This is a genomic window from Yersinia fenwicki, from assembly GCF_043099325.1.
In the GTDB taxonomy this organism is placed as follows: Bacteria; Pseudomonadota; Gammaproteobacteria; order Enterobacterales; family Enterobacteriaceae; genus Yersinia.
The window spans coordinates 2647657-2674222 of sequence record NZ_CP170755.1 but is presented as its reverse complement, the minus strand read 5'-3'; the positions used below and the strand labels follow the sequence as shown (position 1 = coordinate 2674222).

The following is a 26566-nucleotide window of genomic DNA, read 5'->3' as shown; positions in this document are numbered from 1 at the left end:
GAGATGAGTAACCATCAAATGCCCGCAACAGATGCGGCATCAGCCAGTGATATAATAAGTCGTATTGGTCAGCTGACGCGGATGTTACGCGACAGTTTGCGTGAGTTGGGTCTTGATCAGGCAATTGCTCAGGCGGCAGAAGCCATTCCTGATGCCCGTGACCGTCTGGACTATGTGGTTCATATGACAGCGCAAGCTGCAGAAAGAGCTCTGAACTGTGTTGAAGCGGCACAGCCGCGCCAGAATGAGCTTGAGTCATCCGCTAAAGCACTAAAAGTTCGCTGGGATGAATGGTTTGAGAACCCAATCGAATTGTCAGATGCCCGTTCTCTGGTCACTGATACCCGCGAATATCTGGATGAAGTACCACAACATACCTCATTTACCAATGCACAATTATTAGAAATCATGATGGCGCAGGATTTCCAAGATCTGACGGGTCAGGTCATCAAGCGCATGATGGATGTGGTGCAAGAAATTGAGAAACAGTTATTAATGGTATTGATGGAGAACATTCCTGATATGCCGTCAAAACCGCAAAAACCGACCGACAGTCTCCTCAATGGGCCACAATTGGATAAAAATGGCGCCGGTGTCATTGCCAGTCAAGATCAGGTTGATGATTTGCTCGATAGCTTGGGCTTCTAAGTCGCGATAACCTTACCAGGTAGGTGAGAGGCCTCTCTCATCTACCCTCTCTTTTTGCTTCGCCATTCGATAAATGCTGACCAACCCCGCCGAATGCCTTGAACCGAGAAATAACCCCCTAATTGCAGCGTTGTTCCATCCATAGGCTAACTAAATGTTTGTCATGCTAAGCATATTAATTTTCTCTTAGATGGGAACGCTTACGCTGAACAGTAACATTTACGTTAACAGAAGCCATTACTGTGGCTGAAGATAGCGATGCGGACAAAAGCGAGGAACCCACAGCCCATAAGCTGGAGAAGGCTCGCGAGAAAGGCCAGATACCGCGCTCACGCGAACTGACCTCGATGCTGATGCTCGGGGCCGGTTTGGCTATTCTGTGGGTTTCGGGGGAATCGATGGCACGTCAACTGGCAGCCATGATTGCTCAGGGGTTGCATTTTGATCACGCCCTTATCAGTGATGATAAGCAAATGCTGCGCCAAATTGGCATGTTACTCAGACAGACGCTGATAGCGCTGATACCTATTTTTGCCGGATTAGTCATAGTGGCAATGGCGGTACCAATGCTACTGGGCGGCGTACTGTTTAGCGGCGAATCAATCAAATTTGACCTAAAACGGATGAGCCCTATCGCGGGTTTAAAACGGATGTTTTCCTCACAGGCGCTGGCTGAACTGCTAAAAGCTATCTTGAAAGCGACACTGGTGGGGTGGGTGACCGGCATATTTCTTTGGCATAACTGGCCCGACATGATGCGGTTAATGGCTGCGCCTCCGGTGGCCGCCTTAGGTGATGCACTCCACTTGATTATTTTCTGTGGATTAGTGGTGGTTTTAGGCCTGACCCCAATGGTCGGCTTCGATGTGTTTTTCCAAATAACCAGCCATATTAAAAAGTTACGTATGACCAAACAGGAAATACGGGATGAGTTCAAGGATCAAGAAGGTGATCCGCATGTGAAAGGGCGTATCCGCCAGCAGCAACGGGCTATGGCGCGCCGGCGGATGATGGCTGATGTACACAAAGCTGATGTGATAGTAACTAACCCGACTCACTACGCTGTCGCGTTGCAGTACAACGAAGCCAAAATGAGTGCGCCAAAAGTCTTGGCGAAAGGGGCGGGCGCCGTAGCACTGCGCATTCGTGAGTTGGGCGCCGAACATCGCATTCCTTTATTAGAAGCTCCGCCGCTGGCCAGGGCATTATTCCGGCACAGCGAAGTGGGTCAACATATTCCTGCCACCCTCTATGCGGCGGTCGCTGAAGTCCTTGCCTGGGTGTATCAGCTGAAACGCTGGAAGCGCGAAGGTGGGTTAATCCCGAAAAAACCTGAACATCTGCCGGTACCGGAAGGGCTGGATTTTGCAACAGAAGAGAGTGAGACTGACTAATGGCTAATTTGGCCGCCCTGCTTCGTTTACCGGGCAACTTCAAAGATACGCAGTGGCAAATTCTTGCCGGGCCAATCTTAATCCTCATGATCTTGTCGATGATGGTGCTGCCACTGCCGCCTTTCGTCCTTGATTTGTTGTTTACCTTCAATATCGCGCTGTCCATTATGGTGTTGTTGGTTGCGATGTTTACTCAGCGTACTTTAGATTTTGCTGCATTCCCGACCATTCTATTGTTCTCGACTTTACTGCGTTTATCCCTAAACGTGGCCTCTACCCGTATTATTCTGATGGATGGGCATACTGGTGCTGCTGCGGCAGGACGAGTGGTTGAAGCATTTGGCCATTTCCTGGTAGGCGGTAACTTTGCCATCGGTATCGTGGTCTTTGTTATTTTGGTTATCATCAACTTTATGGTCATCACCAAAGGGGCAGGGCGTATTGCTGAAGTTGGCGCACGTTTTGTTCTTGATGGTATGCCCGGTAAGCAGATGGCCATCGACGCAGACTTAAACGCCGGTTTGATTGGTGAAGATGAAGCGAAAAAGCGCCGCTCTGATGTGACACAAGAAGCGGACTTCTACGGTTCAATGGACGGGGCCAGTAAGTTCGTTCGTGGTGATGCGGTTGCTGGGTTACTGATCATGGTCATTAACGTAGTCGGCGGCCTGTTAGTCGGAGTACTCCAGCACAATATGGCCGTGGGGCATGCAGCAGAAACCTATACGCTGTTAACCATTGGTGATGGATTGGTCGCGCAAATCCCCGCATTGGTTATATCCACTGCCGCGGGTGTAATTGTTACCCGAGTGAGCACTGATCAGGATGTGGGCCAGCAAATGGTCACCCAGTTGTTCAACAACCCACGGGTGATGGTGTTGAGTGCTGCCGTACTGGGTTTACTGGGTATGGTGCCCGGTATGCCTAACTTTGTGTTTCTGCTATTCACCGCGGCGTTATTGGCTCTGGCCTGGCGTTTACGAGGTAAACAGTCGCAGCAACCGGTAGCCGCAGAAGCACCGGTTATGCAGGATCAACAACAAGCGACAGAAGCCACTTGGTCAGATGTTCAACTGGAAGATCCTCTGGGTATGGAGGTCGGCTATCGTCTGATCCCGATGGTTGATTTCCAGCAAAATGGTGAGTTACTCGGGCGTATCCGTAGTATCCGCAAAAAGTTTGCTCAAGAAATGGGCTATCTGCCGCCGGTAGTTCATATCAGGGATAATCTGGAACTCCCGCCTGCGAGTTATCGGATCCTCATGAAAGGGGTCGAGATTGGCAGTGGCGAAGCCCATCCGGGCCGCTGGTTGGCGATCAACCCTGGTAATGCGGTTGGGACATTGCCCGGCGAAGCGACACAAGATCCGGCCTTTGGTTTGGCGGCGGTATGGATTGAAAGTGCATTACGTGAGCAAGCACAAATTCAAGGTTTCACCGTGGTCGAGGCCAGCACAGTTGTTGCCACACACTTAAATCATTTGATTAGCCAATATGCGAGTGATTTGTTCGGACGTCAGGAAACCCAGCAACTGTTGGATAGGGTTTCACAAGAGATGCCGAAGTTGACCGAGGACTTCATCCCAGGTGTGGTGAGCTTAACCACGCTGCATAAAGTGCTACAAAACCTGTTAATGGAACGGGTCTCCATTCGTGATATGCGCACCATTATTGAGACGCTTGCCGAGCATGCACCAAATCAAACCGACCCTTATGAGTTAACCGCGGTGGTACGAGTCGCACTGGGTCGCTCAATTGCCCAGCAGTGGTTCCCTGGTACCGGCGAGATTCAAGTCATTGGGTTAGATGCGGCCTTGGAGCGTTTGTTATTACAAGCACTGCAAGGCGGTAGCGGTTTAGAACCGGGGCTGGCTGACCGCCTATTGGAACAATCCAAGCAAGCACTGCAACGTCAAGAGATGCTGGGCGCTCCGCCAGTGTTGTTGGTTAACCACGCACTGCGTGCATTATTAGCTCGCTTCTTGCGCCGCAGCCTGCCGCAGATGGTGGTGCTGTCAAATCTGGAAATCGGTGACAATCGCCAAATCCGTATGACCTCAACCATAGGAGCGGCCTGATGCTGACTTCTCTTTCCCGAAGCGTTCTGCTGGGTTTATTTTCAATCGGAATATTGCCATTAAATGCAATGGCTTCAGGCTCTTGGGTGGCCGATGATATTGGTGTAACTCAGAGTTTTCGCGGTGTGGCAATCTCTGCCAAACCACTGCAATCACCGGTTGCACTGGCTCAAGAAAATGCGCGAATTGTATCGATAAGTTGGCGCTACCAATTAATGTCAGCAGCACCAGATGGTTTACAAGTTAAATTATGTACGCCAAATCGCTGCATGCCACTTGAGGGTGGTAGCGGGCTGAGTCGCGGATTGGCAGGAGAAGCTGCTGCTACCCAACTGACGTTTATCTACTTTATCGCAGGCAAAGGGCGTGTCAATCCACCACTGCAAGTCATTAATAACCAGGTCATAGTCAATTATCGTTGAATCCATAATGGATAAGTGAAGGTGCAACACATAGGAAGTAGCATCATGCTGCCTGGCTTATTGGCTTGCGCTGTTGAATGTACTGACATCGCCATTACACCGCAAAAAACCAAACTCAATAGTACATTCTGTTTTTTCATATCCCCCCTTTAAACTAAGCCAATAGGTGCTTAGTCGCATCAGATTAATACATCGTAAAAAATGAAGAGAGTCTATTTTATGAGTCGAATGTAAGCTATTTTGATAATAAAAGTGTAGCCTCTATATATTTAGGGTAAATATACTTCGATAGTTAATATAATTAATTTAATATCATCACTCCTCATTGTAATTACTTTTTAATATTTTCAGTTGTGTTTTTAATATTTTAATTTTCATAGTGTAAATTCTGCTACTCTATTATTACTGCTTGCGAAAGGGGTCGCAAATTCATTTCTGGTTGCTGTTTGTTATCGTTACTCTTTAAGTAAATATTTCTGTGTTAGTTCACGCCAAAGGAGTGCATTAATGTATTTGTTTTTTAATACGCTAACTGTGACTAAAATTATTCTCAGGTTAATATTATTAGTTGGTTTAATATTCGGCATATTTACCTCTGGGATTTCACGGCAATATTATTTTAATTCAGTAGAGTTAGATAACTCGACTGAACACAATGAAACAATCAATAAGATGATCAATGCCGGAACCAGTCTTGCGGCATCAGGTAATGCATCCAATATCACCAGGTCAATAGTAAATGACGCGACAAATCAGGAAGTAAAACACTGGCTAAATAGATTCGGGACAACTCAGGTTAATGTTAATTTTGACAAAAAACTCTCCCTCGAAGAAAGTTCCCTTGATTGGTTGTTGCCTTGGTATGACTCTGCTTCATATCTCTTTTTTAGTCAGTTGGGCATCAGAAATAAAGACAGTCGCAATATCCTTAATATCGGCGCTGGGATGCGTACTTTCCAGCAACGCTGGATGTATGGCTTTAACACTTTCTATGACAATGACATGACCGGGCACAATTATCGTATTGGCGTGGGTGCAGAAGCCTGGACTGATTATTTACAATTGTCTGCCAATGGTTATTTTCGTCTTAATGGTTGGCATCAATCCCGTGATTTTTCTGACTATCACGAGCGCCCGGCAAGTGGGGGTGACATTCACGCTATGGCGTATTTACCCGCATTTCCACAGCTGGGCGGGAAATTAAAATATGAGCAGTATCGTGGTGAGCGGGTTGCTTTGTTTGGTAAAGATAACCTGCAAAGTAACCCTTATGCGGTGACCGCAGGGCTTATTTTTACGCCGATCCCCTTCATTACTCTCGGGGTCGATCAACGAATGGGGAAAAGTCGACAACATGAAACACAATGGAACATACAAATGGATTATCGACTAGGTGAAAGTTTCCGTTCGCAATTTAGCCCCGCAGTAGTGGCTGGAACCCGTTTACTGGCCGAGAGCCGTTATAATCTGGTTGAACGTAATCCGAATATTATTCTGGAATACCAAAAACAGAATACTTTCAAATTAGCATTCTCACCTGCCGTGCTCTCAGGCCTGCCAGGGCAGGTTTATTCTGTTGGTGCACAAGTACAGTCTAAATCTGTACTACAGCGTATTATTTGGGATGATGCTCAATGGGTTGCTGCGGGTGGCAAATTAATACCCATTGGTGCAACACATTACAATGTGGTATTACCGCCTTATAAACCGATGGCACCAGCGAGTCGTACTGCGAGGAAAGCAGACGAGAGCGAACCGGCGGTCAATACCTATACCCTCAGTGCCACGGCTATTGATAACCGCGGTAATAGCTCTAACCCCTCAACGCTGACTGTTATTGTGCAGCAACCTCAGTTTGTTATCACTACGGAGGTAACTGATGATGGTGCGCTTGCTGATGGTAACACTCCCATCACGGTGAAATTTACAGTAACTGATAGTGACAATACGCCGGTTGCCGGGCAAGAGGGGGTGATAACTATCAGTAATGGCGCGCTTCCCAGTAAAGTCACGAAAAAAACGGATACGCAGGGAGTGATAAGCATTGCATTAACTAGCACCACTGCTGGAGTCTCAATAGTGACTTTAGATCTTCAGGGGCAACAGGCTACTGCTGATGTGCGATTTACCGTGCTACCGGCAGATGCCACAAACTCAAGTTTTAACGTTTCCACACCCGATATTGTTGCCGATGGCACGATGTCGTCGCTACTGACGTTTGTACCCCGCAATAAAAATAATGAGTTTGTCAACGGGATACAAAATCTTGAATTTAGGCAAAGTGGTATACCGGTAAATATCGGTACGATTACTGAAAATGCAGACAACTATACCGCCAGTGTAGTGGGGAGCACCGCTGGGAATGTCAGCATTACGCCGCTGGTAGATGCAACTCCACTAGACTCATTGCAGAAAACAATTACCTTATATCCGGTGCCGAAAATAACCGGTATTAAGGTGAACGGTGAGCAATTTGCCACAGATAAAAGCTTCCCCAAAACTATCTTTAAGGATGCCACATTCCAATTGGAAATGAATGATAATGTAACAAATAATGCTCAGTATGACTGGACATCATCCTATGCGGCCAGTGCATCAGTTGATAGTCAAGGTAAGGTCAAAATTGCCTATAGAACCTATGGCAGCACCGTCACCGTGACGGCAAAAAGTAAAAAATTCCCGAGCTATACGGCGACCTATCAGTTCAAACCTAATTTGTGGGTCTTCTCGGATGGCGGTTCACTGCTATCCAGTACAGCGGCGAGTCGAGAGTGTCAGCAGCTTGGTGATTTCGTAGCGCTGGTTGACTCCTCGCGTGCCACTAATGGCTCGCGATCACCGGATGGGACTTTATGGGGTGAGTGGGGCAGTCTGACTACCTACAGTTCAGGCTGGTCAACAGGAAATTATTGGACCAAAAAGACCAGCACAGATTTTGTCGCCATGGACATGACTAGCGGTGCATTGCAGGGGACATCGGTGTCAACGGCCTATCCACTGTGCTCGGAGCCTCAATAGTGCTAAATACCAATCTTGCGGCCCAGTAAACTGGCACCTTTAGAGTGACCATCTGGCCCATACAGTGATTGACCGTGACGTGTATTTAAAACTGCCAGCGCCTGAGTGTTATGCTCAATATGCTGTTGCAGCAAAAGCCCATTATGCAGGTTGCCGTAGAGCAGGCCTTCGGCCAGTTCCAAAATACGCTGCCAGCGCTCCGCTAGCACAGTGACGCTGCTGTAGGGTGCTTGAATATTTATGTTTTTCTCGGTGGTGATCCGGGTCTGGTCCAGATAAGCCAAGGTCGCCAAAATTGAACTTTTTTGTTCAGTCACGCCTTGCAACACGATACCTTGAATCCGACCGGAACACAGAAGTTGCTGCTCTTGCGCTACTACGGTTTTTAGGGATTCAAGTAGTTCCAGTTGCTGATCCAGATTGGTTTGTAATCTTTCCACCACCACCTATCCTTTTACGGTTAACGATTGTTTTACGTTTAGCTATTCTTCAGGTCATCGGCGACATTTTTGAGTAAGGCATCGGCAATTTTACCGGTGTCCATCGTCAGTTGGCCTGAACGGATCGCCTGTTTTAAGGTTTCGACACGTTCTACATTGATGTCCTGGCTGCCCGGTTGCATCAATTTTGCCTGCGCATCACTCAATTTAACCTCAGTACCACTTACCGGTGTCTTTGATTGAGTGGACGGTTTACGCGTCTGTTGCGCAATATCACTTGTTTCACGTGGCTGCACTTGTGTTACCGGTAATAGCGGCTGAGTGCGATCAATACTCATATTCTGTTACTCCCTCTATAGCGGGATTGACGTTTATCGACCCGCAAGACTTTTATCTTTCAGTAAAAGAATGGCGGGATTGTCACTATTTTACCCGCAAATAACTGCATATTAGGGTTATCGGCACAGGTTAAAAAAACTTTAATAACTATAACATGATACGAACGGTGCCATCGTCGGCTACGGTACCGCTGACGATTTGGCCTGATATCATGCGCACCCGAACATTATCTTGAATGGCTGCATTATTCATCGCCTTACCATTACTGTTAACATTAAATCCCTCACCCTGCGCCAAGACCTGCACTTCTTGCCCTGCTTTGACTATCCACAGACGGCGCAACATATTGCGTGTCAGCGGTTGACCCGCATTGATTTGTCGTAAACTGACGGTACCTTGAGCAAAGTTGGGCTCCAATAATACGCCGGGAGGCAGGGTATCGAGCCGACCTTGTTTCATTTCGATATCTTGCGGTGTAATTTTCGCACCGACTGCCAGTTGACGAGCTGCCACTGCATAATGGCCACTCACTTGTACTTGTGTCTGAATAAAACGCCGCACACCATCGCAACGCACCGACAGACTAATATTACCCCACGGGCGGGCATTAGCCGGTAGCGTTATCTCGGGCATATCGCATGGTGGCCACTGGTTCTGCGGGGTTTTAATCACCACGTTAACCTGACTCTCTTTATCTGGATATTGTTGCTGGAAGAATTGATTTACCTGCACAGATAAATCTGCCGCCATCGTCTGATGAGTGACGGCTTGACTCAGCAACAGCCCCCCCAATGCACATTTTATGACGCCATTTCTGCTCATTGCCACCCATCTCTTCTCCGTCTACACAACCCGATAACACCGAGTCGGCCTCTGTTACCCACTAGTGTACCTGTACCTTGCTGAGGTTAAGGGAACAAATAGCAACGCATTTTGCCCTTATTCTGACGATAGGCTTTCCTGTACGGCGTTTATGCTGTCGGCTCCAAATTCTAACCTTGCGGGGGGACTATGCTCGACAAACTGGACGGCGCTCTGCGTTTTCAACAAGAGGCGCTTAATTTGCGCGCGCAACGACAGGAGATCCTGTCGTCCAATATTGCTAATGCGGATACACCCGGCTTTCAGGCACGTGATATCGATTTCTCCAGCCAACTGAAAAAAGTCATGGAGCAAGGACGTGCCAGCGGTACCGGGGTGTCGCTCAGTTTAACGTCAGCCCGTCATATCCCGGCAAGTACAGTTCAGCCACCTGATCTTGATTTGTTATTCCGTGTCCCGGATCAGCCATCAATGGATGGCAACACGGTAGATATGGACCGTGAACGTACGAATTTTGCCGATAACAGCCTGAAATATCAGACCGATTTGACCGTTCTTGGCGGCCAGATCAAAGGGATGATGTCAGTGTTACAACAAGGATAAGACGTATGTCTTTACTGAATATTTTTGATATTGCCGGTTCTGCATTATCAGCTCAATCGCAGCGGTTGAACGTCAGCGCCAGTAACATGGCAAACGCCGATAGCGTAACAGGCCCAGATGGCCAACCTTACCGCGCCAAGCAAGTGGTGTTTCAGGTGGCGGCTCAGCCGGGGCAAGAAACGGGCGGCGTGCGCGTGGCACAGATAATCGATGATCCGGCACCGGATCGGTTGGTCTTTCAACCCGGCAATCCGCTGGCTGATGCCAAGGGATATGTTCGTATGCCAAATGTTGATGTGACCGGCGAGATGGTGAACACCATTTCAGCTTCACGCAGTTATCAAGCCAACGTTGAAGTATTGAATACGACTAAATCATTGATGCTCAAGACGCTGACACTGGGTCAATAACAGGAGCCTGCATAAATGGCCATTACGAATTCCCTGACCGATAGTGATTACGGTATTAACAGCACTACCGGTACCAGTTCGACCACCGGCAGTAGCAGCCAAGATCTGCAAAACAGTTTCCTGACATTGTTGGTGGCACAGTTAAAAAATCAGGATCCGACCAATCCAATGCAAAACAACGAGTTGACCACGCAATTGGCGCAAATCAACACCGTGAGCGGCATTGAAAAGTTGAATACCACTCTGGGTTCTATCTCAGGTCAGATTGATAACAGCCAATCCTTGCAGGCGAGCAGCCTGATTGGTCGTGGTGTGATGGTTCCGGGAACCAACGTGTTGGCTGGCAGCAAAGATGGCGTTGTGACTACAACACCGTTTGGTGTTGAGCTGGAGCGTGCCGCTGACAAAGTGACTGCCACTATCACCGACAGCAATGGTGTGGCTGTCCGAACCATTGAGATTGGCGGTCTGACGGCGGGTGTGCATGCCTTTACCTGGGATGGTTCGCTGGACGCTGGTGGCAATGCACCGGATGGTGCTTATACCGTCACAATCAGTGCGACTAATGGGGGCGCACAAGTGGTTGCCACACCATTGAGCTATGCCATTGTCAACGGCGTCACCCGTGGTAGCGACGGCCCTAAATTGGATCTCGGCCTTGCGGGGACTATCACGATGGATAAGGTTCGTCAGATTTTGTAAGCCGGTTATTGAACGGTAGCAGTAATCAAAAACTTTACGGTGAAGCAATGATTCGAACTGATTCACCATCATTTTTAAAAGTAGCGTTTGATATGTCATCAATGCTTAAGGTCTTTCACGGACCCAGAATCTAACGGAGAAGAAAATGGGCTTTTCTCAAGCAGTCAGCGGTTTGAACGCAGCGTCCAGTAACCTGGATGTGATCGGTAACAACATCGCCAACTCGGCGACGTCAGGTTTTAAAGCCGGCTCAGTTTCTTTTGCCGATATGTTTGCTGGCTCTCAGACCGGGATGGGCGTTAAAGTCGCTGGCATCACTCAGGACTTTAACGATGGTACCACCACCACCACTAACCGCCGTCTTGACCTGGCTATTAGTCAAAGTGGTTTCTTCCGTATGCAAGACAGCAGTGGCAGTGTGTTATATGCCCGTAACGGCCAGTTTAAGCTGGATGAAAACCGTAATATCGTCAATATGCAGGGCTTGAGTTTAACCGGCTACCCGGCAACCGGTACCCCGCCGACCGTACAACAAGGGGCGAATCCAGTCGCGCTGTCTGTACCGCAGAATATGATCCCAGCCAAGGCGACGACCTCGGGTACTATGGTCGCTAACCTGACCTCAACCCATGATGTTATTCCTGCTGCCACGACGTTTGATCCCACCAAACCTAGCACCTACAGTTTCGTCAATAACATGACCACCTTCGATAGCTTGGGTAACCGCCATGAAATCAACGTGTTCTACGTTAAACGCTCTGAAAGTACCACGGCGGGTAACACCTGGGATGTATACACCCTTGATAGCAGTGCTAAACCGGCTGAAACAGCGGGTAAACGCGGTTCCATGACGTTTGATACCAACGGCGCACTGCAAAGTGTCACCAATGGTACTAATCCAGCCAGTGCTACTGACTTCACATTGACTATCCCAATGGGGGTGGTTAACGGTGCTCCGGCACAAACTTTCACGCTGAGTGTGGCGGGCAGTAAGCAGCAAAATACGGGTACAGATAGCATTGTGACCCAAAAACAAACGGGCTATGCCGCCGGTGAATTCACGGGCTTCCAGATTAATAACGATGGCTCAGTAGTCGGTACTTATTCCAACTCGCAGACTCAATTGCTCGGTCAAATCGTGATGGTCAACTTTGCCAACCCTGAAGGTTTGTCATCCGAAGGCGATAACGTATGGAAAGAAACACTTTCATCCGGTAACCCAATCCTTGGGACAGCGGGCAGTGGCGGTTTCGGTACCTTGACCAGTGGCGCACTGGAATCCTCTAACGTGGATTTGAGTAAAGAACTGGTCAACATGATTGTGGCGCAGCGTAACTACCAGTCAAACGCGCAAACCATCAAAACCCAAGATCAGATCTTACAAACTCTGGTTAACCTGCGTTAATCGAACTGACGGGACTCGCTCATGGATCACGCAATATACACCGCAATGGGGGCTGCAAGGCAGTCACTCGAACTGCAAGCGGTTACCGCTAATAACCTGGCCAATGCCTCGACGCCGGGTTTTCGCGCGCAGTTGGCGGCGATGCGGGCTGTGCCCATTGATGGGCCAAGTATGGCGACTCGCACCATGGTCACGGCATCGACCCCCGGCGTAGATATCAGCCAAGGGACGATAAATTACAGCGGTCGCCCGTTGGACGTGGCCTTGCAGCAAGATGGCTATTTGGCGGTTCGCCTGCCCGATGGCACTGAGGCTTATACCCGTAATGGGAATATTCAGGTTTCGGCTGATGGGCAAATGACGGTGCAGGGTTACCCGCTAATGGGTGATAACGGCCCGATTGAAGTGCCTCCTCAGGCGGCTGTCACCATTGCTGCCGATGGCACTATTTCGGCTCTGAATGCCGGTGACTCACCGAATACCATCGCGCAGCTTGGGCAGATTAAACGGGTTAGAGCAACAGCGGGCGAAGTGATGCACGGCGATGACGGCTTGTTCCATCTGACACCTGAGACACAGCAGGCTCGGGGTGCTCAGTTGGCGAATGACCCGCTTATCAAGATTATGCCGGGTGTGCTGGAAGGCAGTAACGTGAAAGCGGTTGAAGCCATGACCGACATGATTGCCAATGCCCGTAGTTTCGAAATGCAGATGAAAGTCATCCACAGTGTGGATGAAAACGAACAGCGCGCGAATCAACTGTTAGCAATGAGCTAAGCGCCTAGGCGCAGAGGAATAAACTGATGATCCGATCACTCTGGATTGCCAAAACCGGCCTGGATGCCCAGCAGACCAATATGGATGTTATCGCCAACAACTTGGCGAACGTCAGCACCAACGGCTTTAAGCGCCAACGGGCGGTTTTTGAAGATCTGTTGTACCAAACTATGCGTCAACCGGGAGCACAATCTTCCGAGCAGACCACCTTGCCATCGGGTTTGCAGATTGGTACCGGTGTTCGCCCGGTGGCCACTGAGCGCTTACACAGCCAGGGTAATCTGTCCAAAACCGATAACACCAAAGATGTTGCTATTAAAGGCGAGGGGTTCTTTCAGGTGCAAATGCCTGATGGCACCAATGCCTATACCCGTGATGGCTCGTTTCAAACGGACCAAAATGGCCAGTTGGTCACCTCCGGCGGCTTTCAGATACAACCGGCGATTACCATTCCAGCTAACGCGATGAAAATGACAGTTGGTCGTGATGGCATCGTCAGTGTCACCTTGCCGGGGCAAACTGCCACTCAGCAAGTTGGACAATTGACACTGGCCACGTTCATTAACAACAGTGGCCTGGAAAGTGTCGGCGAGAACCTGTATCAGGAAACCGCCAGTTCCGGTGCACCGAACGAAACTACGCCGGGGCTGAACGGCGGTGGCTTGTTGTATCAGGGATATGTCGAGACGTCTAACGTCAATGTGGCGGAAGAGTTGGTCAACATGATCCAGACGCAACGCGCCTATGAAATAAACAGTAAAGCGGTTTCAACTTCAGACCAGATGCTGCAAAAACTGACACAGCTGTAAATCCGCTCTCAGGGGGCAATTTAGCCCCCTGACGGCCACAGAATAATGCGTATTTGAGGCTGGCTATCGCAACCTCCAACAGGTTACAGGACTGATAATCAGAGATGGATAGATCGCCGCTGCGTAAATTAGCTGAGTTGAAATGGGTGGGGGCGCCTTTGATGGCGACACTGCTACTCAATGGCTGCGCGTATATTCCGCACAAATCACTGGTAGATGGCTCGACGTCTGCCCAGCCTGCTCCTGCTAGTGCGCCACTTCCGAATGGTTCTATTTTCCAGGCGGCCCAGCCGATGAACTATGGTTATCAGCCACTGTTCGAAGACCGTCGTCCACGTAATGTCGGCGATACACTGACGATTACTTTGCAGGAAAATGTCAGTGCCAGCAAAAGCTCTTCAGCGAATGCGAGCCGTAATGGTTCCAGCAAATTTGGTGTTGCGACGACGCCTCGCTATCTCGACGGGTTACTGGGTAATGCACGCGCGGATATGGATATTTCTGGTGATAACACCTTTGGTGGCAAGGGGGGGGCCAATGCGAACAACACCTTCAGTGGCACTATCACAGTGACCGTTGATCAAGTGCTGGCTAACGGCAATTTACATGTGGTGGGTGAGAAACAGATAGCCATTAATCAGGGCACCGAATTCATTCGCTTCTCTGGGGTTGTCAACCCACGCACCATCAGCGGCAGCAATACCGTGACCTCAACTCAAGTGGCCGATGCGCGTATCGAGTATGTGGGTAATGGTTATATCAATGAAGCGCAAACCATGGGCTGGTTGCAGCGGTTCTTCCTTAATGTTTCACCATACTAAGAGGCCCATTGATGCGTAAACAGTCACTTATCACTCAATTTATTATGCAGCTTGTTGTGCTGTTCACGCTGGTGTCATTACCGGCGTCAGCCGAGCGTATCCGCGATTTGGTGACCGTTCAGGGCGTGCGCGATAACGCATTAATTGGTTATGGTCTGGTCGTTGGTTTAGATGGTTCCGGTGACCAAACGATGCAAACACCCTTTACCACACAAAGCCTGAGTAACATGTTGTCCCAACTGGGGATCACCGTTCCACCGGGCACTAATATGCAGCTCAAAAACGTGGCCGCAGTGATGGTTACCGCTAAGTTACCGGCGTTTTCCCGTGCCGGGCAAACCATTGATGTGGTGGTGTCCTCAATGGGGAATGCCAAAAGTATTCGTGGTGGTACGCTGTTGATGACTCCGCTAAAAGGGGTCGACAATCAGGTTTATGCGCTGGCACAGGGTAACGTATTAGTGGGTGGGGCCGGTGCTTCTTCTGGTGGTAGCAGTGTTCAGGTCAATCAATTGACGGGGGGGCGCATCAGCAATGGCGCAACTATTGAACGCGAGCTGCCGACCACCTTTGGCTCCGATGGGGTGATAAATCTGCAATTAAATACTGAAGATTTCACCACAGCACAGCAGGTCAGTGATGCCATTAACCGCCAACGTGGTTTTGGTTCCGCCAGCGCCATCGACGCGCGGACTATTCAGGTCTTGGTGCCGCGCGGTAACAGTTCGCAAGTGCGTTTCCTGGCGGATATCCAGAATATCCCGGTGAATATTGATGCAGGCGATGCCAAGGTCATCATCAACTCCCGTACTGGCTCGGTGGTGATGAACCGCAATGTGGTATTGGATTCCTGCGCTGTCGCGCAAGGGAACCTGTCGGTAGTCGTTGATAAACAAAATACCGTTAGTCAGCCTGATACACCTTTCGGTGGTGGCCAGACAGTGGTGACACCCAATACTCAGATTTCCGTTCAGCAACAAGGTGGCGTATTGCAGCGCGTTAATGCCAGCCCTAATTTGAATAATGTGGTTCGGGCTTTGAACTCACTGGGCGCAACTCCGATTGATTTAATGTCTATCTTGCAGGCGATGCAAAGTGCTGGCTGCTTACGGGCTAAACTGGAAATTATCTAATGAGTGATTTGATGGCAAGGTCCGGCAGCGCCAATGAAATGTTCGGGGCGGCTTATGATGCCCAATCACTGAACACCTTAAAACGTGACGCGGCAAGAGATCCCGATGGCAACCTAAAGAAGGTTGCACAGCAGGTGGAGGGGATGTTTGTGCAGATGATGCTGAAAAGCATGCGTTCTGCTTTGCCGCAAGATGGCGTTATGAACAGTGATCAAACCCGGCTCTATACCTCAATGTATGACCAACAGATTGCTCAACAAATGTCGGTCAAGGGGTTAGGGCTGGCGGATATGATGGTGGAACAGCTTTCGGGGACGACTTCACCGAGTGAAACTGCCGGTACAGTGCCAATGATGCTGGATAACGAAGTCTTGCAAACCCTGCCAGCGCAAGCATTGGAGCAAATGGTGCGTCGGGCAATACCAACACCACCGGCCAACAATTCAGCGTCAATGCCACAAAGCACCGGTAATTTCGTCGCACGTATGTCGATTCCAGCACAAATTGCCAGCCAACAGAGCGGTATTCCGCATCAGCTTATTATGGCGCAGGCCGCGCTGGAATCTGGTTGGGGTCAGCGAGAGATCCCAACGGCTGATGGCAAAAGCAGCTACAACGTCTTTGGTATTAAAGCCGGCAGCAACTGGGATGGCCCGGTCAGTGAAATCACCACCACGGAATATGAGCAAGGTGTGGCGAAGAAAACCAAAGCCCGCTTCCGGGTGTATGGCTCCTACGTCGAGGCTGTCAGTGATTATGTCAAATTGCTGACGCAAAACCCGCGCTACGCCAGTGTCGCTGCGGCTCAAAGCCCTGAACAAGGTGCGCATGCTTTGCAACGTGCCGGTTATGCGACTGATCCGCAGTATGCCCAGAAATTGGTGAGTGTTATCCAGCAAATGAAAAACGCCGGTGAGCAGGCAGTGAAAGCATACAGTAGCGACTTGGGTGAACTCTTCTAATTGGTGAGGGGAGGATAGGCAGAAAAGTAAAGCGTCCGCGCCAGGGAGGGTGCGGCTCGAGCCCCCAGGGAAGGGTTTACGGCGTCTTTATGATCTGCCTGTCCTCACTGTAACGTGCGCGACTTTATTCATTGGTTTTACTGGCAATAACACCCATATTTTTACTCAAGTTTTCCAGATACTGGCCGATACCCTGAATAGGCTGTGCGGGGGCGAAGATCTCCTCAGGCAGTATCCCGATATTAATAAATGCAGGTGCGCGATGTGAATCGCCTGCGGTAAAAGGATCTCTTCATGTCCAATAGTTTAATGAATACTGCGATGAGTGGTCTGAGCGCGGCACAGTATGCACTGAGCACCGTCAGTAACAACATTACCAATTTCCAGGTGGCGGGTTATAACCGTCAGAACACCATTTTTGCGCAAAATGGCGGCACCTTAAGCCCGGCGGGTTTTATTGGTAACGGCGTGGCGGTGACCGGTGTTAATCGCGAATATAACGCCTTTATTACCAATCAATTGCGTGCCTCGCAAACGCAAAGCACTGGGCTGACAACCTATTATCAACAAATCTCGCAAATTGATAATTTACTGTCCAATACCTCAAATAACATCTCAACCACGATGCAGAACTTCTTCAGTAACTTGCAAAATCTGGTGAGTAACGCGGGCGATGATGCTGCGCGTAAAACAGTATTAGGTAAAGCCGAAGGGTTGGTTAACCAATTCCAAAATGCCGATAAATATCTGCGTGATATGGATACCGGTGTTAATCAGAAGATAAGCGACAGTGCGACGCAAATTAATAACTATGCCGAACAAATCGCTAAGCTAAATGATCAAATTACCCGTCTACGTGGCAGCAGTGGTAGTGAGCCAAATGCCTTGCTCGACCAACGTGACCAACTGGTAACCGAGTTAAACCAGATTGTCTCCGTAACGGTAACCCAGCAAGATGGCGATACTTACAATGTTTCATTTGCCGGAGGATTGTCTCTGGTTCAGGGGCCGAATGCCTATAAAGTAGAGGCTATTCCATCCAGTGCCGATGCGACTCGCCTGACATTGGGCTATAACCGCGGTACTGGCGAGACCATGGAAATCGACGAAGGTCGTCTGACTAGCGGGTCACTTGGTGGAACCTTGAAATTCCGCAGTGAAGCGCTGGACAGCGCCCGCAACCAACTGGGGCAATTGGCGCTGGTGATGGCAGATAGCTTTAACACTCAACATAAAGCTGGTTTTGATGCTAATGGCGATGCGGGCACTGACTTCTTCAGTTTTGCTCAACCTACAGCGTTAAAAAATTCCAAAAATCAGGGCGATGCCGGCTTAACCGTGGCTTACACCGATACATCGAAAGTGAAAGCCAGCGATTATAGCGTAGAGTTTGATGGGACTAACTGGCAGGTGACACGCCTGTCAGATAACGTCAAAGTTCCTACGACTGCGGGCACTGATGCTAATGGTAAACCGACGCTAAATTTTGAAGGCGTTGCTGTCAGTATTGATAACGGCGTAACAGGCCCACAAGCCAGAGATAAGTTCATTATCAAGACGGTGTCCAACGTGGCCGCCAACTTGCATGTCGACATTAAAGACTCCAGCATGATTGCCGCTAGTGGGACCAAGGATGGCGGTGCGAGTAACAACGTCAATGCGCAGGCACTGTTGGATCTGCAAACCAAGAAACTGGTTGATGGTAAAGCAACACTTTCAGGTGCTTATGCCGGTTTAGTCAGTAACGTCGGTAACCAGACGGCAACGGCCAAAACTAATAGTACGGCACAGGCCAATATTGTTAAGCAGTTGACTGCGGAACAGCAGTCAATTTCCGGGGTAAACTTGGACGAAGAGTACGGTGATTTACAACGTTTCCAGCAATATTATCTGGCGAATGCGCAGGTGATTCAGACCGCTTCAACGTTGTTTAACGCATTGCTGGGGATACGCGGTTAAGTTTGGTTAGCGGCAACATCTTGATGCCGCTGCTTATCTCATTTTAGGTTTAGTCAGTATTGCGCTCAATGCGGGAAAACTGACTAAGCTATTGCTAAAAAGGAACTGACATCGTGCGTTTAAGTACCAGCATGTTGTATCAGCAAAATATGCAGGGCGTCACTAATGCCCAATCCCTGTGGATGGAGTCGGGCCAACAACTCTCGACGGGTAAGCGAGTCGTCAATCCTTCGGATGATCCGATGGCGGCTTCTCAGGCGGTGATGGTGTCACAGTCCCAGTCGGAAAATAGCCAGTACACCTTAGCGCGAAGCTTCGCCCGTCAGAGTTCCTCACTGGAAACCACCGTGTTGGCACAGGCGACCACCACTATTCAGTCAATTCAAAGTATTATCATCAGTGCTAAAAGCGATATTTTGAGTGACGATGACCGTGCATCTTATGCCACGCAGTTACAGGGTTTGAAAGACCAACTGGTTAATCAGGCAAACACCACTGATGGCAATGGCCGTTACATCTTTGCTGGCTTTCAAAGTGACAAGCCACCATTCGTTGTGAGTGCGACTGGTGCTGTGACTTATCAAGGTGGCGATGTCGCGATTGAACAAAAAGTCGATTCCAGTCGCTCCATTACCGTAGGACACACGGGTAGCAGTGTTTTTATGGCATTAACCAGCAATGCGAAACCAGAGCCTAATGATTCTACCGGTACACCGGTTGCCTCTGAAGCCAATGTTTTTAATACCATTGATACCGTATTGAACTCACTAAAAGTCCCCTTGCAGGGCGCAACAGATGCGGTTAAAGAGCAGGCAACTGCAGATATGGATAAAGGTATTCGGGGTATGTCTAACTCATTGAATAATGTCTTATCTGTACAAGCTGAAATTGGTACCCAATTACAAGAGTTAGATAATTTGGACAGTCTGGGAAGTGACCGGACACTGATCAATAAACAGCGGTTAAGTGATTTGGTGGATGTCGATTGGACCGCAACCATTTCGTCTTATGTCATGCAGCAGGCTGCATTGCAGGCGTCTTACACCACATTCACTAATATGCAGGGTTTGTCTCTGTTCCAACTGAATAAATAATCTGTCTTAACCCTGTGGGCCAGTCCCGCAGGTTCCCTCTTAGGTGTACTTAAACCGGGTACACTTTTTGGTATGTCACCTTTTCCCACTAAGGTTTGGGGTGACATACCTTCTTTTCTATCCGTCATCTTTCAAGTTGCAGCCGTGTTGGCTGCACTCACTTATCCGAATCACTTACTGATGTAAGCTCATCGGGATAATCTCGTTTGCCGCCTTGCTGCAACATGAAATCTATTGGATAGAGGTATGCCGTCATCTTTCAAGTTGCAGCCGTGTTGGTTGCATCCGCTTATCCGAATCACTTACTGATGTAAGCTCATCGGGATAATCTCGTTTGCCGCCTTGCTGCAACATGAAATCTATTGGATAGAGGTATGCCGTCATCTTTCAAGTTGCAGCCGTGTTGGTTGCATCCGCTTATCCGAATCACTTAACTGATGTAAGCTTATCGAGATGGTTTCATTTGCCGTCTCACTGCAATCTTAAATCTTAACTTGCCAGGCCACTTAGTACCCCCGCCAGGCGGTCAAAAAATTCGCCAAATAGATGCTCGGTAAAAGGCGCTAATAACGGCATGATTAATCCCAGCGAGATAATACCGACTGTTAATGTGAGCGGGAAACCGATAACGAAAACAGAAAGTTGTGGCGTCATGCGGTTAAGCATCCCTAACGCCATATTTTGGGTAAGTAGCAGGGTAATGAGCGGTAATGCCAGCATCAGTCCATTCATAAAGATCAACGAACCGGCCTGGGATAACGCCAGGAAACCATTACCATTAAGCGGTTCGAACTGGATAGGTAAGGTATGAAAACTGTCAGCTAATAAAGAAATTAGCCATAAATGCCCATCAAACGAGAGAAATAACAGCATCGCTAACAAGTTTAGCAACCGGGCAAGAACTGGCATATTCGGCCCGCCGGAGGGGTCAAAGAAGGTGGCGAAAGACAAGCCCATTTGTAAACCAATCACCTCACCGGCCAATCGGATAGCCGCAAAAGCAAATTGCATCGTCAAGCCGATAGCGACGCCAATCAATACCTGCTGGCCAGCGACCCAGAAAGCCCCGCTGGAGACTAACGGAATATTTACCGGTGGCAGGGATGGAGCAATCAGAAAGGTAATTAATACCGCCAGACCGACTTTAACTTTACGGTTTATCTGCTTTTCACTTAATACCGGAGCGGTGGTGATCAGCGCCAAGATGCGGATCAGTGGCCAAAAATATTGGCTGACCCAGACGCTCAGTTGAGTGGTATCAAGAGAAAGCATGCTTAGCCAATCAACGTTGGCAGACTGGTGAATAAATTACGCATATAGTCGAGGATCAGGCTGAGCATCCACGGGCCAGCAATGACTAAAGTGGCGAATACTGCCAGTATTTTGGGGATAAATGACAGTGTCATTTCGTTAATCTGTGTGGCGGCTTGCAACAAGCTGACAATCAAACCACTGACCAATGCTGCCAGTAATAATGGCGCGGCCAGTGCAAGGGCTATCTTCATTGCCTCGACGCCGAGGGCCATTACCGATTCAGGTGTCATGACAGTTTACCTTAGCTGTAAAAGCTTTGTGCCAGAGAACCCAGTAACAGTTGCCAACCATCAACTAACACAAACAGCATGAGTTTAAAGGGCAGCGAGATACTGGCGGGCGGAACCATCATCATCCCCAGAGCCATCAGCACACTGGCAACCACCAGGTCGATAATCAAAAACGGAATAAATACAGTAAAACCAATTTGGAAAGCGGTTTTCAGCTCACTGGTCACATACGCCGGTAACAGAATGCGCAAGGGCACGACTTCCGGCCCTTCCAGTGGCGGCAGATTGGCTAAACGGGCATACAGTGCCAAGTCAGACTCGCGGGTCTGGCGTAACATAAACTCGCGTAGAGGTTGCGAGCCTTTATCCATCGCCACTTCCATACTTATTTTGTCCTGACTGAAGGGCAGATAAGCATCTTGATAGACCTTGTCAAACACCGGCGACATGATGAAGAAAGTCAGAAACAGTGCCAAACCTAGCATCACTTGGTTCGGTGGTGCTGAGGGGGTACCCAATGCGTTACGCAGCAAACCAAGCACAATAATGATGCGGGTAAAGCTGGTCATCATCAGTAATGCGGCAGGCAGGAAGCTCAGCGTGGTGATAAAGACCAGCGTCTGTACAGGTAAAGACCAGCTTTGCCCACCATTGGCTAACGGTTGGCTGATAATACCCGGCAGTTGCGCCATTGCCGCCGGAGAGCACAGCAGAGCGAGTAGCAGTAGAGGGGCTTTATTGATGAGCGGACGCAGGGACATCATGCCGATTTTTCCGGAGGTTTTGACTTCTTGTTTAATAGCGATTTTTTATTTAATAGATAAGTGTTCAGTATCTGGCGAAAATCAGCCGGTTTACCACTGTCAGCCGACAGCGCGGTGTTGGTTTCGTCAACAGGTGGGCGTGGCAGAGTATGAAGCGGTGTCACGTTTTGGGCGGTGACACCCAACACCAGCCAGGTGTTGTCAACCTCGACAATAACAACGCGTTCGCGCTGACCCACCTGACAACTGGCTCGCACATTTAACAGCTTATTGTTGCGAGCCTGTGGTGCAAAACCTAAGCGGCGCACCAGCCAGGCGGCACATACAATAAACAGTAAAATACCGCCCAGTACCGAGCCAACTTGCGTCAACACTGAGCCTGCGGGCATCGCCGGAGCAGCTTGTTGCGAGGCGATACCCGGGTGACTAGTCGCAAATCCGGTAACAGGGGTTTGTGGTGTTGTTACCACTGTTTGCGCTACGGTCATTAGCGGCTCAAACGACGCATACGTTCTGACGGGGTAATAATGTCAGTAATGCGAACGCCGTATTTATCCGCGACGACTACCACTTCACCTTGCGCAATCAAATAACCATTAATCAAAATATCTAAAGGTTCACCCGCCAGGCCATCCAGAGAAACAACCGAACCTTGAGACAGGCGCAGCAGCTCTTTGATAGTCATTTTGGTGCGACCCAATTCTACGGTCAGTTTCACCGGAATATCGAGAATCAAATCGATATCTTGTAGATTACCCAGTGCGTCAGGCGCTTCCAGTGATTTAAATACACCATCAGTAGTGGCCGCTGGCTTATCCGATGCCAGCTGCTCATTAAACGCATCAGCCCACAGATCGTCCACGGATTCCTTTCCATCATCAGACGGAAGCTTAGGGTCACTCATTGGGCTGTTCCTCATTCAGAGCATTCAAAATAGGGTTAATCAAATGTTCAACTCGTAGGGCGTATTGCCCGTTTAATGTGCCGTACTGACTGGTCAGTACAGGTACGCCGTCGACATGAGCAATCAGTCGGTCCGGTTTATCTATCGGTAACACATCCCCCGGTTGTAGCTTAAGTATCTGCGACAATCTCAGCGGGATATCGACAAAATTAGCCACCAGTTCCAGCTCGGAATGCTGAACTTGCTTAACCAGTGTTTCACGCCAATGGCTGTCTTCCTGACGGGAATTTTCCAGTGGTGGATTGGTCAACAGCTCGCGTAACGGCTCAATCATGGCGAATGGAATACAGATGTTAAACTCACCACTCAACGCACCGATTTCCACCTGGAAAGGGGTTGTGACCACGATATCGTTGGGGGAGGTAGTGATATTGGTAAACTTCACCTGTATTTCGGAACGGACATATTCCACATCTATTTTATAGATAGGAGCCCAGGCGTCGCGATAAGCATCCAACGCTAAGCGCAACATCCGGTTAATAACGCGTTGTTCTGTATGCGTAAACTCGCGGCCTTCCACTTTGGTCGGGAAGCGACCATCGCCACCAAACAGGTTATCAACCGCAATAAACACCAAACTCGGAGCGAAAACAAACAGTGCTGTGCCGCGCAACGGTTTCAAATGTATTAAGTTGAGGTTCGTTGGCACCGGTAAGTTACGGGCAAAATCATGGTATGGCTGAATTTTTATCGGGCCAACCGTGATGTCTGGGCTGCGGCGTAACAGGTTAAATAGCCCCATACGGAACTGACGAGCAAACCGCTCATTGATTATCTCCAGAGCATGGAGGCGCTCACGCACTACTCGTCGCTGGGTCGTCGGGTCATAAGGCTTGACGTCTGTCTCATTGCCGATGACAGCTTCGGGTTCATCACCTCCGCTGTCGCCGTTTAACAGTGCATCAATCTCTGCTTGTGAAAGAATGCTATCGCCCATAATGATTATCGCAATATAAATGCGGTAAACAGCACATCGCTGACTACCTGATTAGGTTGACCTTTAACCATTGGCGGGCTAAGAACGTTTTTAATTTCAGCAACTAACCGCTGTTTACCTTCTTCGTTCGCCAGGCTATCAGCCGACTGCCGGGAGAGTAGAAGCAGCAAACGGCTGCGCACTTCTGGCAGATAGTCATTTAGTTTTGTACGCGTGCTATCGTCGGGAAGTCTTAACGTTAATCCGATATAAAGCACACGATCCAGATTATTATCGGGTGTGATCAGATTGACCGTGAAGGTCTCTAGTGGCATGAATACCGGGATCACCGGCACCACTTTCGCTGTGGTGGGTTTACTCTTATTGAGTATCCACCAGCTGTAACCGCCACCCGCAGTGGCTGCTACGGCAATCAGCACCAGCAGGATCACCCAGATCGAACTCTTACGCTTGGCCGGGAAGGTATTTTGAGACATGGAGAAGGCAAATTCCTGTTTTGGTATCAAACCGGTGGATCACGGTAATAGCCAGGTGCAACTGACACCAAGCTATCCGAATTATTACTGACGATTATCCCGCGTATCTTTAATCCCAATAGGCAGAATAGGTGACGAAAAACGGCCTAACTTGCCCGTTTGTCACCTTTTGGCACAATTAATATCCGCGTTAGGCGAAAATATCAACGCCACCATTGCCATTTGCGAGTGCTTGTAGCGAGGCTGGAGTTACCAATGGTGTGCTGGCCAGCGCCTCTCCCGCGGCAGTTTCACCGTATCCAGGTTGACCGCGTGAGGCAAAATCTTGCTGATTCTGTTGGCTTTGTTGCTGCGCTTGCTGCCATTGGCCTTCGCTGCCGACACTGCTTTGGCCTAACTGAATACCACTTTCAGCCAGAGCGGTGCGTAAACTTGGCATGGCAGCTTCAATTGCGGCCCGAACTTGGCTGTGCGCTGAAGCAAAGTGTAACTGTGCCTGGTTATCGTCAATTTTCAGACTAATTTGCAAGGCACCCAATTCTTGCGGGTTGAGTCGCAACTCGGCATTTTGTTGCCCATTGCGGCTGAACATAATCACTTGTTGTCCCAGCGATTGTTGCCATTCCTGGCTGCCCAACTGCGCGCTTAAGTAACCACTGGCGGGAGTCGCGATATGGGTGCTGGCTGTGGTCGATAAAACGGGGCTGGACACCGGAGGGAGAGATGGAGTCACGGCAGCGGTACTGGTCAGCGTTCTGTCTGTCGTAGCAGTTGCTGCGGCATCAATTGATGCTGACAGCGGTGCGACTTTGGCGTTGAGTGTGCTGGTGTCGGCATCTTTCGCACTTAATTGGGCCAGTTTATCTTGTGCGGCGCTGGTTTTGCTCTTGGTGGCTGTGCCCGCTAATGTATCGCTACCGTTCGCGGTTTTATCACTCTTCACACTGCCTACGGTGCCACCGATCAGCGCAGCTAATCCTTTATCTTGCGATGTCAGGTTGGTCAACATGGCAATATCTTGCTGGGCGGAAGTTTTGCTGTCAGTTAAGCCTTTGCCATCAGTCAGTGTGGCCTTTTGCCCATTGTTTGCAGTGCCCAAGGTGTTAGCGACCTGATGCGGCAACATTGCCAGTAACGTCTGCAATGCAGTGGGATCAGTTTTATCATTGGTACTGTCATCATTGATTGCGGTTTTCTTACTACCGACGGCATCGCCAGTCTGTCCGGCATGAGTCAAACCCGCAGGTAACGTGGCGCTGATATCACCTAAGGTAGCCAACAATTGGTTTAACTTGCTGCTACCACCGGCTGACTTACCACTGTCAACATCGGCAACGAGGTCAGTTGTTGCAGCCAGAGATGATTTCAGAGTTGAAGCATCCAGAGCGGTGAGTTCTTTTCCCAATTGATCACCTAACAGTTTGGCGAAATCAGCCGGTAGCCCTGCGTCTGTAAAGAGCGCTGTAATGGATGACGAGGATGATGCCCCCTCGGCTTCACCAGCGGTTGTAACAGTAGGCAATAAAGACAGATTCATGAATTTAGACTCCTTTGTGAGGCGCGCTGGGCGAACTCATCCATCAATTTTTGATCCAATCGGTTTTCTTGCAAGCGCGCGCTGGTTTCGGCCCGCTCATTCAGTGTTTCAAATGCATTCAACCGCTGTTGCTTTTCTTGCCAATGCTTGACTGCTTGTTCAACTTTTACATTCCATTGGGCCAACTGATTACGATGTTGATCAATGGCTTGCTCCAATGTTTGAATAAATTGCTGATAATTTTGCCAACTAGAAGAGGCCATGCCGTGACTCAGCGTGTCATTCAGCCGTACCCGGTATTCATCCTGATAGGACAGCAACATACTGAGTTGCTGCTCAGCATTCTGATAGGACAAACGCGCTTGCCCTAATTGTGTACTTGCCTGCTCGACCGCCTTTTGAGCCAGGTCGCGCAGAGTGACGAGAGGTGACTGATTTTTCATCGTATTCCTCAAATACCTGCGTATTTAACGCCGCAAGGTTGTTAGCTATAACAAGGAAATTTCTT

The 26566-nt window shown here is 49.2% G+C and carries 29 protein-coding genes; 16 read left to right on the top strand and 13 right to left on the bottom strand.

Translation table 11 applies throughout. From position 1 onward, the window contains the following. Nucleotides 1–3 precede the first annotated feature (3 nt). From cheZ to ACF3VQ_RS12320, 4 genes are all read left to right on the top strand, one after another. Nucleotides 4–648, top strand: a complete 645-nt coding sequence (gene cheZ / locus ACF3VQ_RS12335) for a protein phosphatase CheZ (RefSeq protein ID WP_392431191.1) — start codon at nucleotides 4–6, stop codon at nucleotides 646–648. Between the two features lie 242 nt (nucleotides 649–890). After that, nucleotides 891–2042 carry a flagellar biosynthesis protein FlhB gene (gene flhB / locus ACF3VQ_RS12330; protein ID WP_392431189.1) on the top strand — a complete coding sequence of 384 codons (1152 nt, stop codon included), beginning with the start codon at nucleotides 891–893 and terminating at the stop codon, nucleotides 2040–2042. Beyond that, nucleotides 2042–4120 carry a flagellar biosynthesis protein FlhA gene (gene flhA / locus ACF3VQ_RS12325; RefSeq protein WP_392431187.1) on the top strand — a complete coding sequence of 693 codons (2079 nt, stop codon included), beginning with the start codon at nucleotides 2042–2044 and terminating at the stop codon, nucleotides 4118–4120. The genes flhB and flhA overlap by 1 nt, the downstream gene beginning before the upstream one ends. Next, nucleotides 4120–4542 carry a flagellar protein FlhE gene (locus ACF3VQ_RS12320; RefSeq protein ID WP_392431185.1) on the top strand — a complete coding sequence of 141 codons (423 nt, stop codon included), beginning with the start codon at nucleotides 4120–4122 and terminating at the stop codon, nucleotides 4540–4542. Before flhA ends, ACF3VQ_RS12320 begins: the two co-directional genes overlap by 1 nt. On the opposite strand, the gene ACF3VQ_RS12315 is transcribed toward ACF3VQ_RS12320, so the two are convergent. After that, a complete protein-coding gene (locus ACF3VQ_RS12315) occupies nucleotides 4533–4682 on the bottom strand; it encodes a hypothetical protein (RefSeq protein WP_392431183.1) in 150 nt (49 codons plus the stop codon). The two genes, ACF3VQ_RS12320 and ACF3VQ_RS12315, sit on opposite strands and share 10 nt — an antisense overlap. 367 nt (nucleotides 4683–5049) lie before the next feature. Between ACF3VQ_RS12315 and inv the strand changes: the two genes are divergently transcribed. After that, nucleotides 5050–7560 carry an inverse autotransporter invasin Inv gene (inv, locus tag ACF3VQ_RS12310; RefSeq protein WP_392431181.1) on the top strand — a complete coding sequence of 837 codons (2511 nt, stop codon included), beginning with the start codon at nucleotides 5050–5052 and terminating at the stop codon, nucleotides 7558–7560. A gap of 2 nt (nucleotides 7561–7562) precedes the next feature. On the opposite strand, the gene ACF3VQ_RS12305 is transcribed toward inv, so the two are convergent. The 3 genes from ACF3VQ_RS12305 to flgA form a co-directional block, all read right to left on the bottom strand. Further along, nucleotides 7563–8003 carry a flagella synthesis protein FlgN gene (locus tag ACF3VQ_RS12305; RefSeq protein WP_392431179.1) on the bottom strand — a complete coding sequence of 147 codons (441 nt, stop codon included), beginning with the start codon at nucleotides 8001–8003 and terminating at the stop codon, nucleotides 7563–7565. Between the two features lie 35 nt (nucleotides 8004–8038). Beyond that, entirely contained in the window at nucleotides 8039–8338 is a 300-nt protein-coding gene (gene flgM / locus ACF3VQ_RS12300) for a flagellar biosynthesis anti-sigma factor FlgM (protein WP_057621386.1), read from the bottom strand. 148 nt (nucleotides 8339–8486) lie between these two features. Next, nucleotides 8487–9161 (bottom strand): flagellar basal body P-ring formation chaperone FlgA, encoded by a 675-nt coding sequence (flgA, locus tag ACF3VQ_RS12295; RefSeq protein WP_392431177.1) that lies wholly within the window; start codon nucleotides 9159–9161, stop codon nucleotides 8487–8489. Between the two features lie 189 nt (nucleotides 9162–9350). Between flgA and flgB the strand changes: the two genes are divergently transcribed. From flgB to flgL, 11 genes are all read left to right on the top strand, one after another. Next, on the top strand, nucleotides 9351–9764 hold the full coding sequence (gene flgB / locus ACF3VQ_RS12290) for a flagellar basal body rod protein FlgB (RefSeq protein WP_005160463.1): 414 nt from the start codon (nucleotides 9351–9353) through the stop codon (nucleotides 9762–9764). 5 nt (nucleotides 9765–9769) lie between these two features. Beyond that, a complete protein-coding gene (flgC, locus tag ACF3VQ_RS12285; RefSeq protein ID WP_005168794.1) occupies nucleotides 9770–10174 on the top strand; it encodes a flagellar basal body rod protein FlgC in 405 nt (134 codons plus the stop codon). Nucleotides 10175–10189: 15 nt separating this feature from the next. Then, nucleotides 10190–10876, top strand: coding sequence for a flagellar hook assembly protein FlgD (flgD, locus tag ACF3VQ_RS12280; protein WP_392431175.1), 687 nt, complete (start codon nucleotides 10190–10192; stop codon nucleotides 10874–10876). 145 nt (nucleotides 10877–11021) lie between these two features. Next, a complete protein-coding gene (gene flgE / locus ACF3VQ_RS12275) occupies nucleotides 11022–12281 on the top strand; it encodes a flagellar hook protein FlgE (protein WP_392431173.1) in 1260 nt (419 codons plus the stop codon). Between the two features lie 21 nt (nucleotides 12282–12302). Continuing rightward, nucleotides 12303–13058 carry a flagellar basal body rod protein FlgF gene (locus tag ACF3VQ_RS12270; RefSeq protein ID WP_392431171.1) on the top strand — a complete coding sequence of 252 codons (756 nt, stop codon included), beginning with the start codon at nucleotides 12303–12305 and terminating at the stop codon, nucleotides 13056–13058. A 26-nt stretch (nucleotides 13059–13084) separates the two neighbouring features. Then, nucleotides 13085–13867 carry a flagellar basal-body rod protein FlgG gene (gene flgG, locus ACF3VQ_RS12265; RefSeq protein ID WP_392431169.1) on the top strand — a complete coding sequence of 261 codons (783 nt, stop codon included), beginning with the start codon at nucleotides 13085–13087 and terminating at the stop codon, nucleotides 13865–13867. A 104-nt stretch (nucleotides 13868–13971) separates the two neighbouring features. Further along, nucleotides 13972–14688 (top strand): flagellar basal body L-ring protein FlgH, encoded by a 717-nt coding sequence (gene flgH / locus ACF3VQ_RS12260; RefSeq protein WP_392431168.1) that lies wholly within the window; start codon nucleotides 13972–13974, stop codon nucleotides 14686–14688. 11 nt (nucleotides 14689–14699) lie between these two features. Next, entirely contained in the window at nucleotides 14700–15821 is a 1122-nt protein-coding gene (locus tag ACF3VQ_RS12255) for a flagellar basal body P-ring protein FlgI (protein ID WP_392431166.1), read from the top strand. Beyond that, on the top strand, nucleotides 15821–16783 hold the full coding sequence (flgJ, locus tag ACF3VQ_RS12250; RefSeq protein ID WP_392431164.1) for a flagellar assembly peptidoglycan hydrolase FlgJ: 963 nt from the start codon (nucleotides 15821–15823) through the stop codon (nucleotides 16781–16783). The genes ACF3VQ_RS12255 and flgJ overlap by 1 nt, the downstream gene beginning before the upstream one ends. A 294-nt stretch (nucleotides 16784–17077) precedes the next feature. Continuing rightward, nucleotides 17078–18742: a flagellar hook-associated protein FlgK gene (gene flgK, locus ACF3VQ_RS12245; protein ID WP_392431163.1), complete on the top strand. Its 1665-nt coding sequence runs from the start codon at nucleotides 17078–17080 to the stop codon at nucleotides 18740–18742. Between the two features lie 113 nt (nucleotides 18743–18855). Continuing rightward, nucleotides 18856–19836 carry a flagellar hook-associated protein FlgL gene (gene flgL / locus ACF3VQ_RS12240; protein WP_392431161.1) on the top strand — a complete coding sequence of 327 codons (981 nt, stop codon included), beginning with the start codon at nucleotides 18856–18858 and terminating at the stop codon, nucleotides 19834–19836. 489 nt (nucleotides 19837–20325) lie between these two features. Here the strand turns inward: flgL and fliR are convergent, their stop codons facing one another. The 9 genes from fliR to fliJ form a co-directional block, all read right to left on the bottom strand. After that, nucleotides 20326–21108 carry a flagellar biosynthetic protein FliR gene (gene fliR / locus ACF3VQ_RS12235; RefSeq protein ID WP_392431159.1) on the bottom strand — a complete coding sequence of 261 codons (783 nt, stop codon included), beginning with the start codon at nucleotides 21106–21108 and terminating at the stop codon, nucleotides 20326–20328. Nucleotides 21109–21110: 2 nt separating this feature from the next. Next, nucleotides 21111–21380, bottom strand: coding sequence for a flagellar biosynthesis protein FliQ (gene fliQ / locus ACF3VQ_RS12230; protein ID WP_005160414.1), 270 nt, complete (start codon nucleotides 21378–21380; stop codon nucleotides 21111–21113). 11 nt (nucleotides 21381–21391) lie between these two features. Continuing rightward, nucleotides 21392–22144 carry a flagellar type III secretion system pore protein FliP gene (fliP, locus tag ACF3VQ_RS12225; RefSeq protein WP_005160406.1) on the bottom strand — a complete coding sequence of 251 codons (753 nt, stop codon included), beginning with the start codon at nucleotides 22142–22144 and terminating at the stop codon, nucleotides 21392–21394. After that, the gene (fliO, locus tag ACF3VQ_RS12220; RefSeq protein WP_392431157.1) at nucleotides 22141–22632 is read right to left on the bottom strand and encodes a flagellar biosynthetic protein FliO; all 492 of its coding nucleotides are present in this window, start codon (nucleotides 22630–22632) and stop codon (nucleotides 22141–22143) included. The genes fliP and fliO overlap by 4 nt, the downstream gene beginning before the upstream one ends. Further along, complete coding sequence (gene fliN, locus ACF3VQ_RS12215; RefSeq protein ID WP_005160399.1) at nucleotides 22632–23048, bottom strand: flagellar motor switch protein FliN; 417 nt, start codon at nucleotides 23046–23048, stop codon at nucleotides 22632–22634. Before fliN ends, fliO begins: the two co-directional genes overlap by 1 nt. Further along, nucleotides 23041–24045 (bottom strand): flagellar motor switch protein FliM, encoded by a 1005-nt coding sequence (gene fliM / locus ACF3VQ_RS12210; RefSeq protein ID WP_005160396.1) that lies wholly within the window; start codon nucleotides 24043–24045, stop codon nucleotides 23041–23043. The genes fliN and fliM overlap by 8 nt, the downstream gene beginning before the upstream one ends. A 5-nt stretch (nucleotides 24046–24050) precedes the next feature. Then, complete coding sequence (gene fliL / locus ACF3VQ_RS12205; RefSeq protein WP_392431155.1) at nucleotides 24051–24521, bottom strand: flagellar basal body-associated protein FliL; 471 nt, start codon at nucleotides 24519–24521, stop codon at nucleotides 24051–24053. Between the two features lie 190 nt (nucleotides 24522–24711). Beyond that, nucleotides 24712–26058, bottom strand: a complete 1347-nt coding sequence (locus ACF3VQ_RS12200) for a flagellar hook-length control protein FliK (protein ID WP_392431153.1) — start codon at nucleotides 26056–26058, stop codon at nucleotides 24712–24714. Beyond that, the gene (gene fliJ, locus ACF3VQ_RS12195) at nucleotides 26055–26501 is read right to left on the bottom strand and encodes a flagellar export protein FliJ (protein ID WP_392431151.1); all 447 of its coding nucleotides are present in this window, start codon (nucleotides 26499–26501) and stop codon (nucleotides 26055–26057) included. Before fliJ ends, ACF3VQ_RS12200 begins: the two co-directional genes overlap by 4 nt. Nucleotides 26502–26566 lie beyond the last annotated feature (65 nt).

Bases quoted from the DNA above. Each gene is read 5' to 3' on its own strand.
- cheZ (WP_392431191.1), top strand. From the start codon at position 4: ATGAGTAACCATCAAATGCCCGCAACAGATGCGGCATCAGCCAGTGAT.
- flhA (WP_392431187.1), top strand. From the start codon at position 2,042: ATGGCTAATTTGGCCGCCCTGCTTCGTTTACCGGGCAACTTCAAAGAT.
- ACF3VQ_RS12320 (WP_392431185.1), top strand. From the start codon at position 4,120: ATGCTGACTTCTCTTTCCCGAAGCGTTCTGCTGGGTTTATTTTCAATC.
- ACF3VQ_RS12315 (WP_392431183.1), bottom strand. From the start codon at position 4,682: ATGAAAAAACAGAATGTACTATTGAGTTTGGTTTTTTGCGGTGTAATG.
- inv (WP_392431181.1), top strand. From the start codon at position 5,050: ATGTATTTGTTTTTTAATACGCTAACTGTGACTAAAATTATTCTCAGG.
- flgM (WP_057621386.1), bottom strand. From the start codon at position 8,338: ATGAGTATTGATCGCACTCAGCCGCTATTACCGGTAACACAAGTGCAG.
- flgA (WP_392431177.1), bottom strand. From the start codon at position 9,161: ATGAGCAGAAATGGCGTCATAAAATGTGCATTGGGGGGGCTGTTGCTG.
- flgB (WP_005160463.1), top strand. From the start codon at position 9,351: ATGCTCGACAAACTGGACGGCGCTCTGCGTTTTCAACAAGAGGCGCTT.
- flgC (WP_005168794.1), top strand. From the start codon at position 9,770: ATGTCTTTACTGAATATTTTTGATATTGCCGGTTCTGCATTATCAGCT.
- flgD (WP_392431175.1), top strand. From the start codon at position 10,190: ATGGCCATTACGAATTCCCTGACCGATAGTGATTACGGTATTAACAGC.
- flgE (WP_392431173.1), top strand. From the start codon at position 11,022: ATGGGCTTTTCTCAAGCAGTCAGCGGTTTGAACGCAGCGTCCAGTAAC.
- ACF3VQ_RS12270 (WP_392431171.1), top strand. From the start codon at position 12,303: ATGGATCACGCAATATACACCGCAATGGGGGCTGCAAGGCAGTCACTC.
- flgG (WP_392431169.1), top strand. From the start codon at position 13,085: ATGATCCGATCACTCTGGATTGCCAAAACCGGCCTGGATGCCCAGCAG.
- flgH (WP_392431168.1), top strand. From the start codon at position 13,972: ATGGATAGATCGCCGCTGCGTAAATTAGCTGAGTTGAAATGGGTGGGG.
- ACF3VQ_RS12255 (WP_392431166.1), top strand. From the start codon at position 14,700: ATGCGTAAACAGTCACTTATCACTCAATTTATTATGCAGCTTGTTGTG.
- flgJ (WP_392431164.1), top strand. From the start codon at position 15,821: ATGAGTGATTTGATGGCAAGGTCCGGCAGCGCCAATGAAATGTTCGGG.
- flgK (WP_392431163.1), top strand. From the start codon at position 17,078: ATGTCCAATAGTTTAATGAATACTGCGATGAGTGGTCTGAGCGCGGCA.
- fliR (WP_392431159.1), bottom strand. From the start codon at position 21,108: ATGCTTTCTCTTGATACCACTCAACTGAGCGTCTGGGTCAGCCAATAT.
- fliQ (WP_005160414.1), bottom strand. From the start codon at position 21,380: ATGACACCTGAATCGGTAATGGCCCTCGGCGTCGAGGCAATGAAGATA.
- fliP (WP_005160406.1), bottom strand. From the start codon at position 22,144: ATGATGTCCCTGCGTCCGCTCATCAATAAAGCCCCTCTACTGCTACTC.
- fliO (WP_392431157.1), bottom strand. From the start codon at position 22,632: ATGACCGTAGCGCAAACAGTGGTAACAACACCACAAACCCCTGTTACC.
- fliN (WP_005160399.1), bottom strand. From the start codon at position 23,048: ATGAGTGACCCTAAGCTTCCGTCTGATGATGGAAAGGAATCCGTGGAC.
- fliM (WP_005160396.1), bottom strand. From the start codon at position 24,045: ATGGGCGATAGCATTCTTTCACAAGCAGAGATTGATGCACTGTTAAAC.
- fliL (WP_392431155.1), bottom strand. From the start codon at position 24,521: ATGTCTCAAAATACCTTCCCGGCCAAGCGTAAGAGTTCGATCTGGGTG.
- ACF3VQ_RS12200 (WP_392431153.1), bottom strand. From the start codon at position 26,058: ATGAATCTGTCTTTATTGCCTACTGTTACAACCGCTGGTGAAGCCGAG.
- fliJ (WP_392431151.1), bottom strand. From the start codon at position 26,501: ATGAAAAATCAGTCACCTCTCGTCACTCTGCGCGACCTGGCTCAAAAG.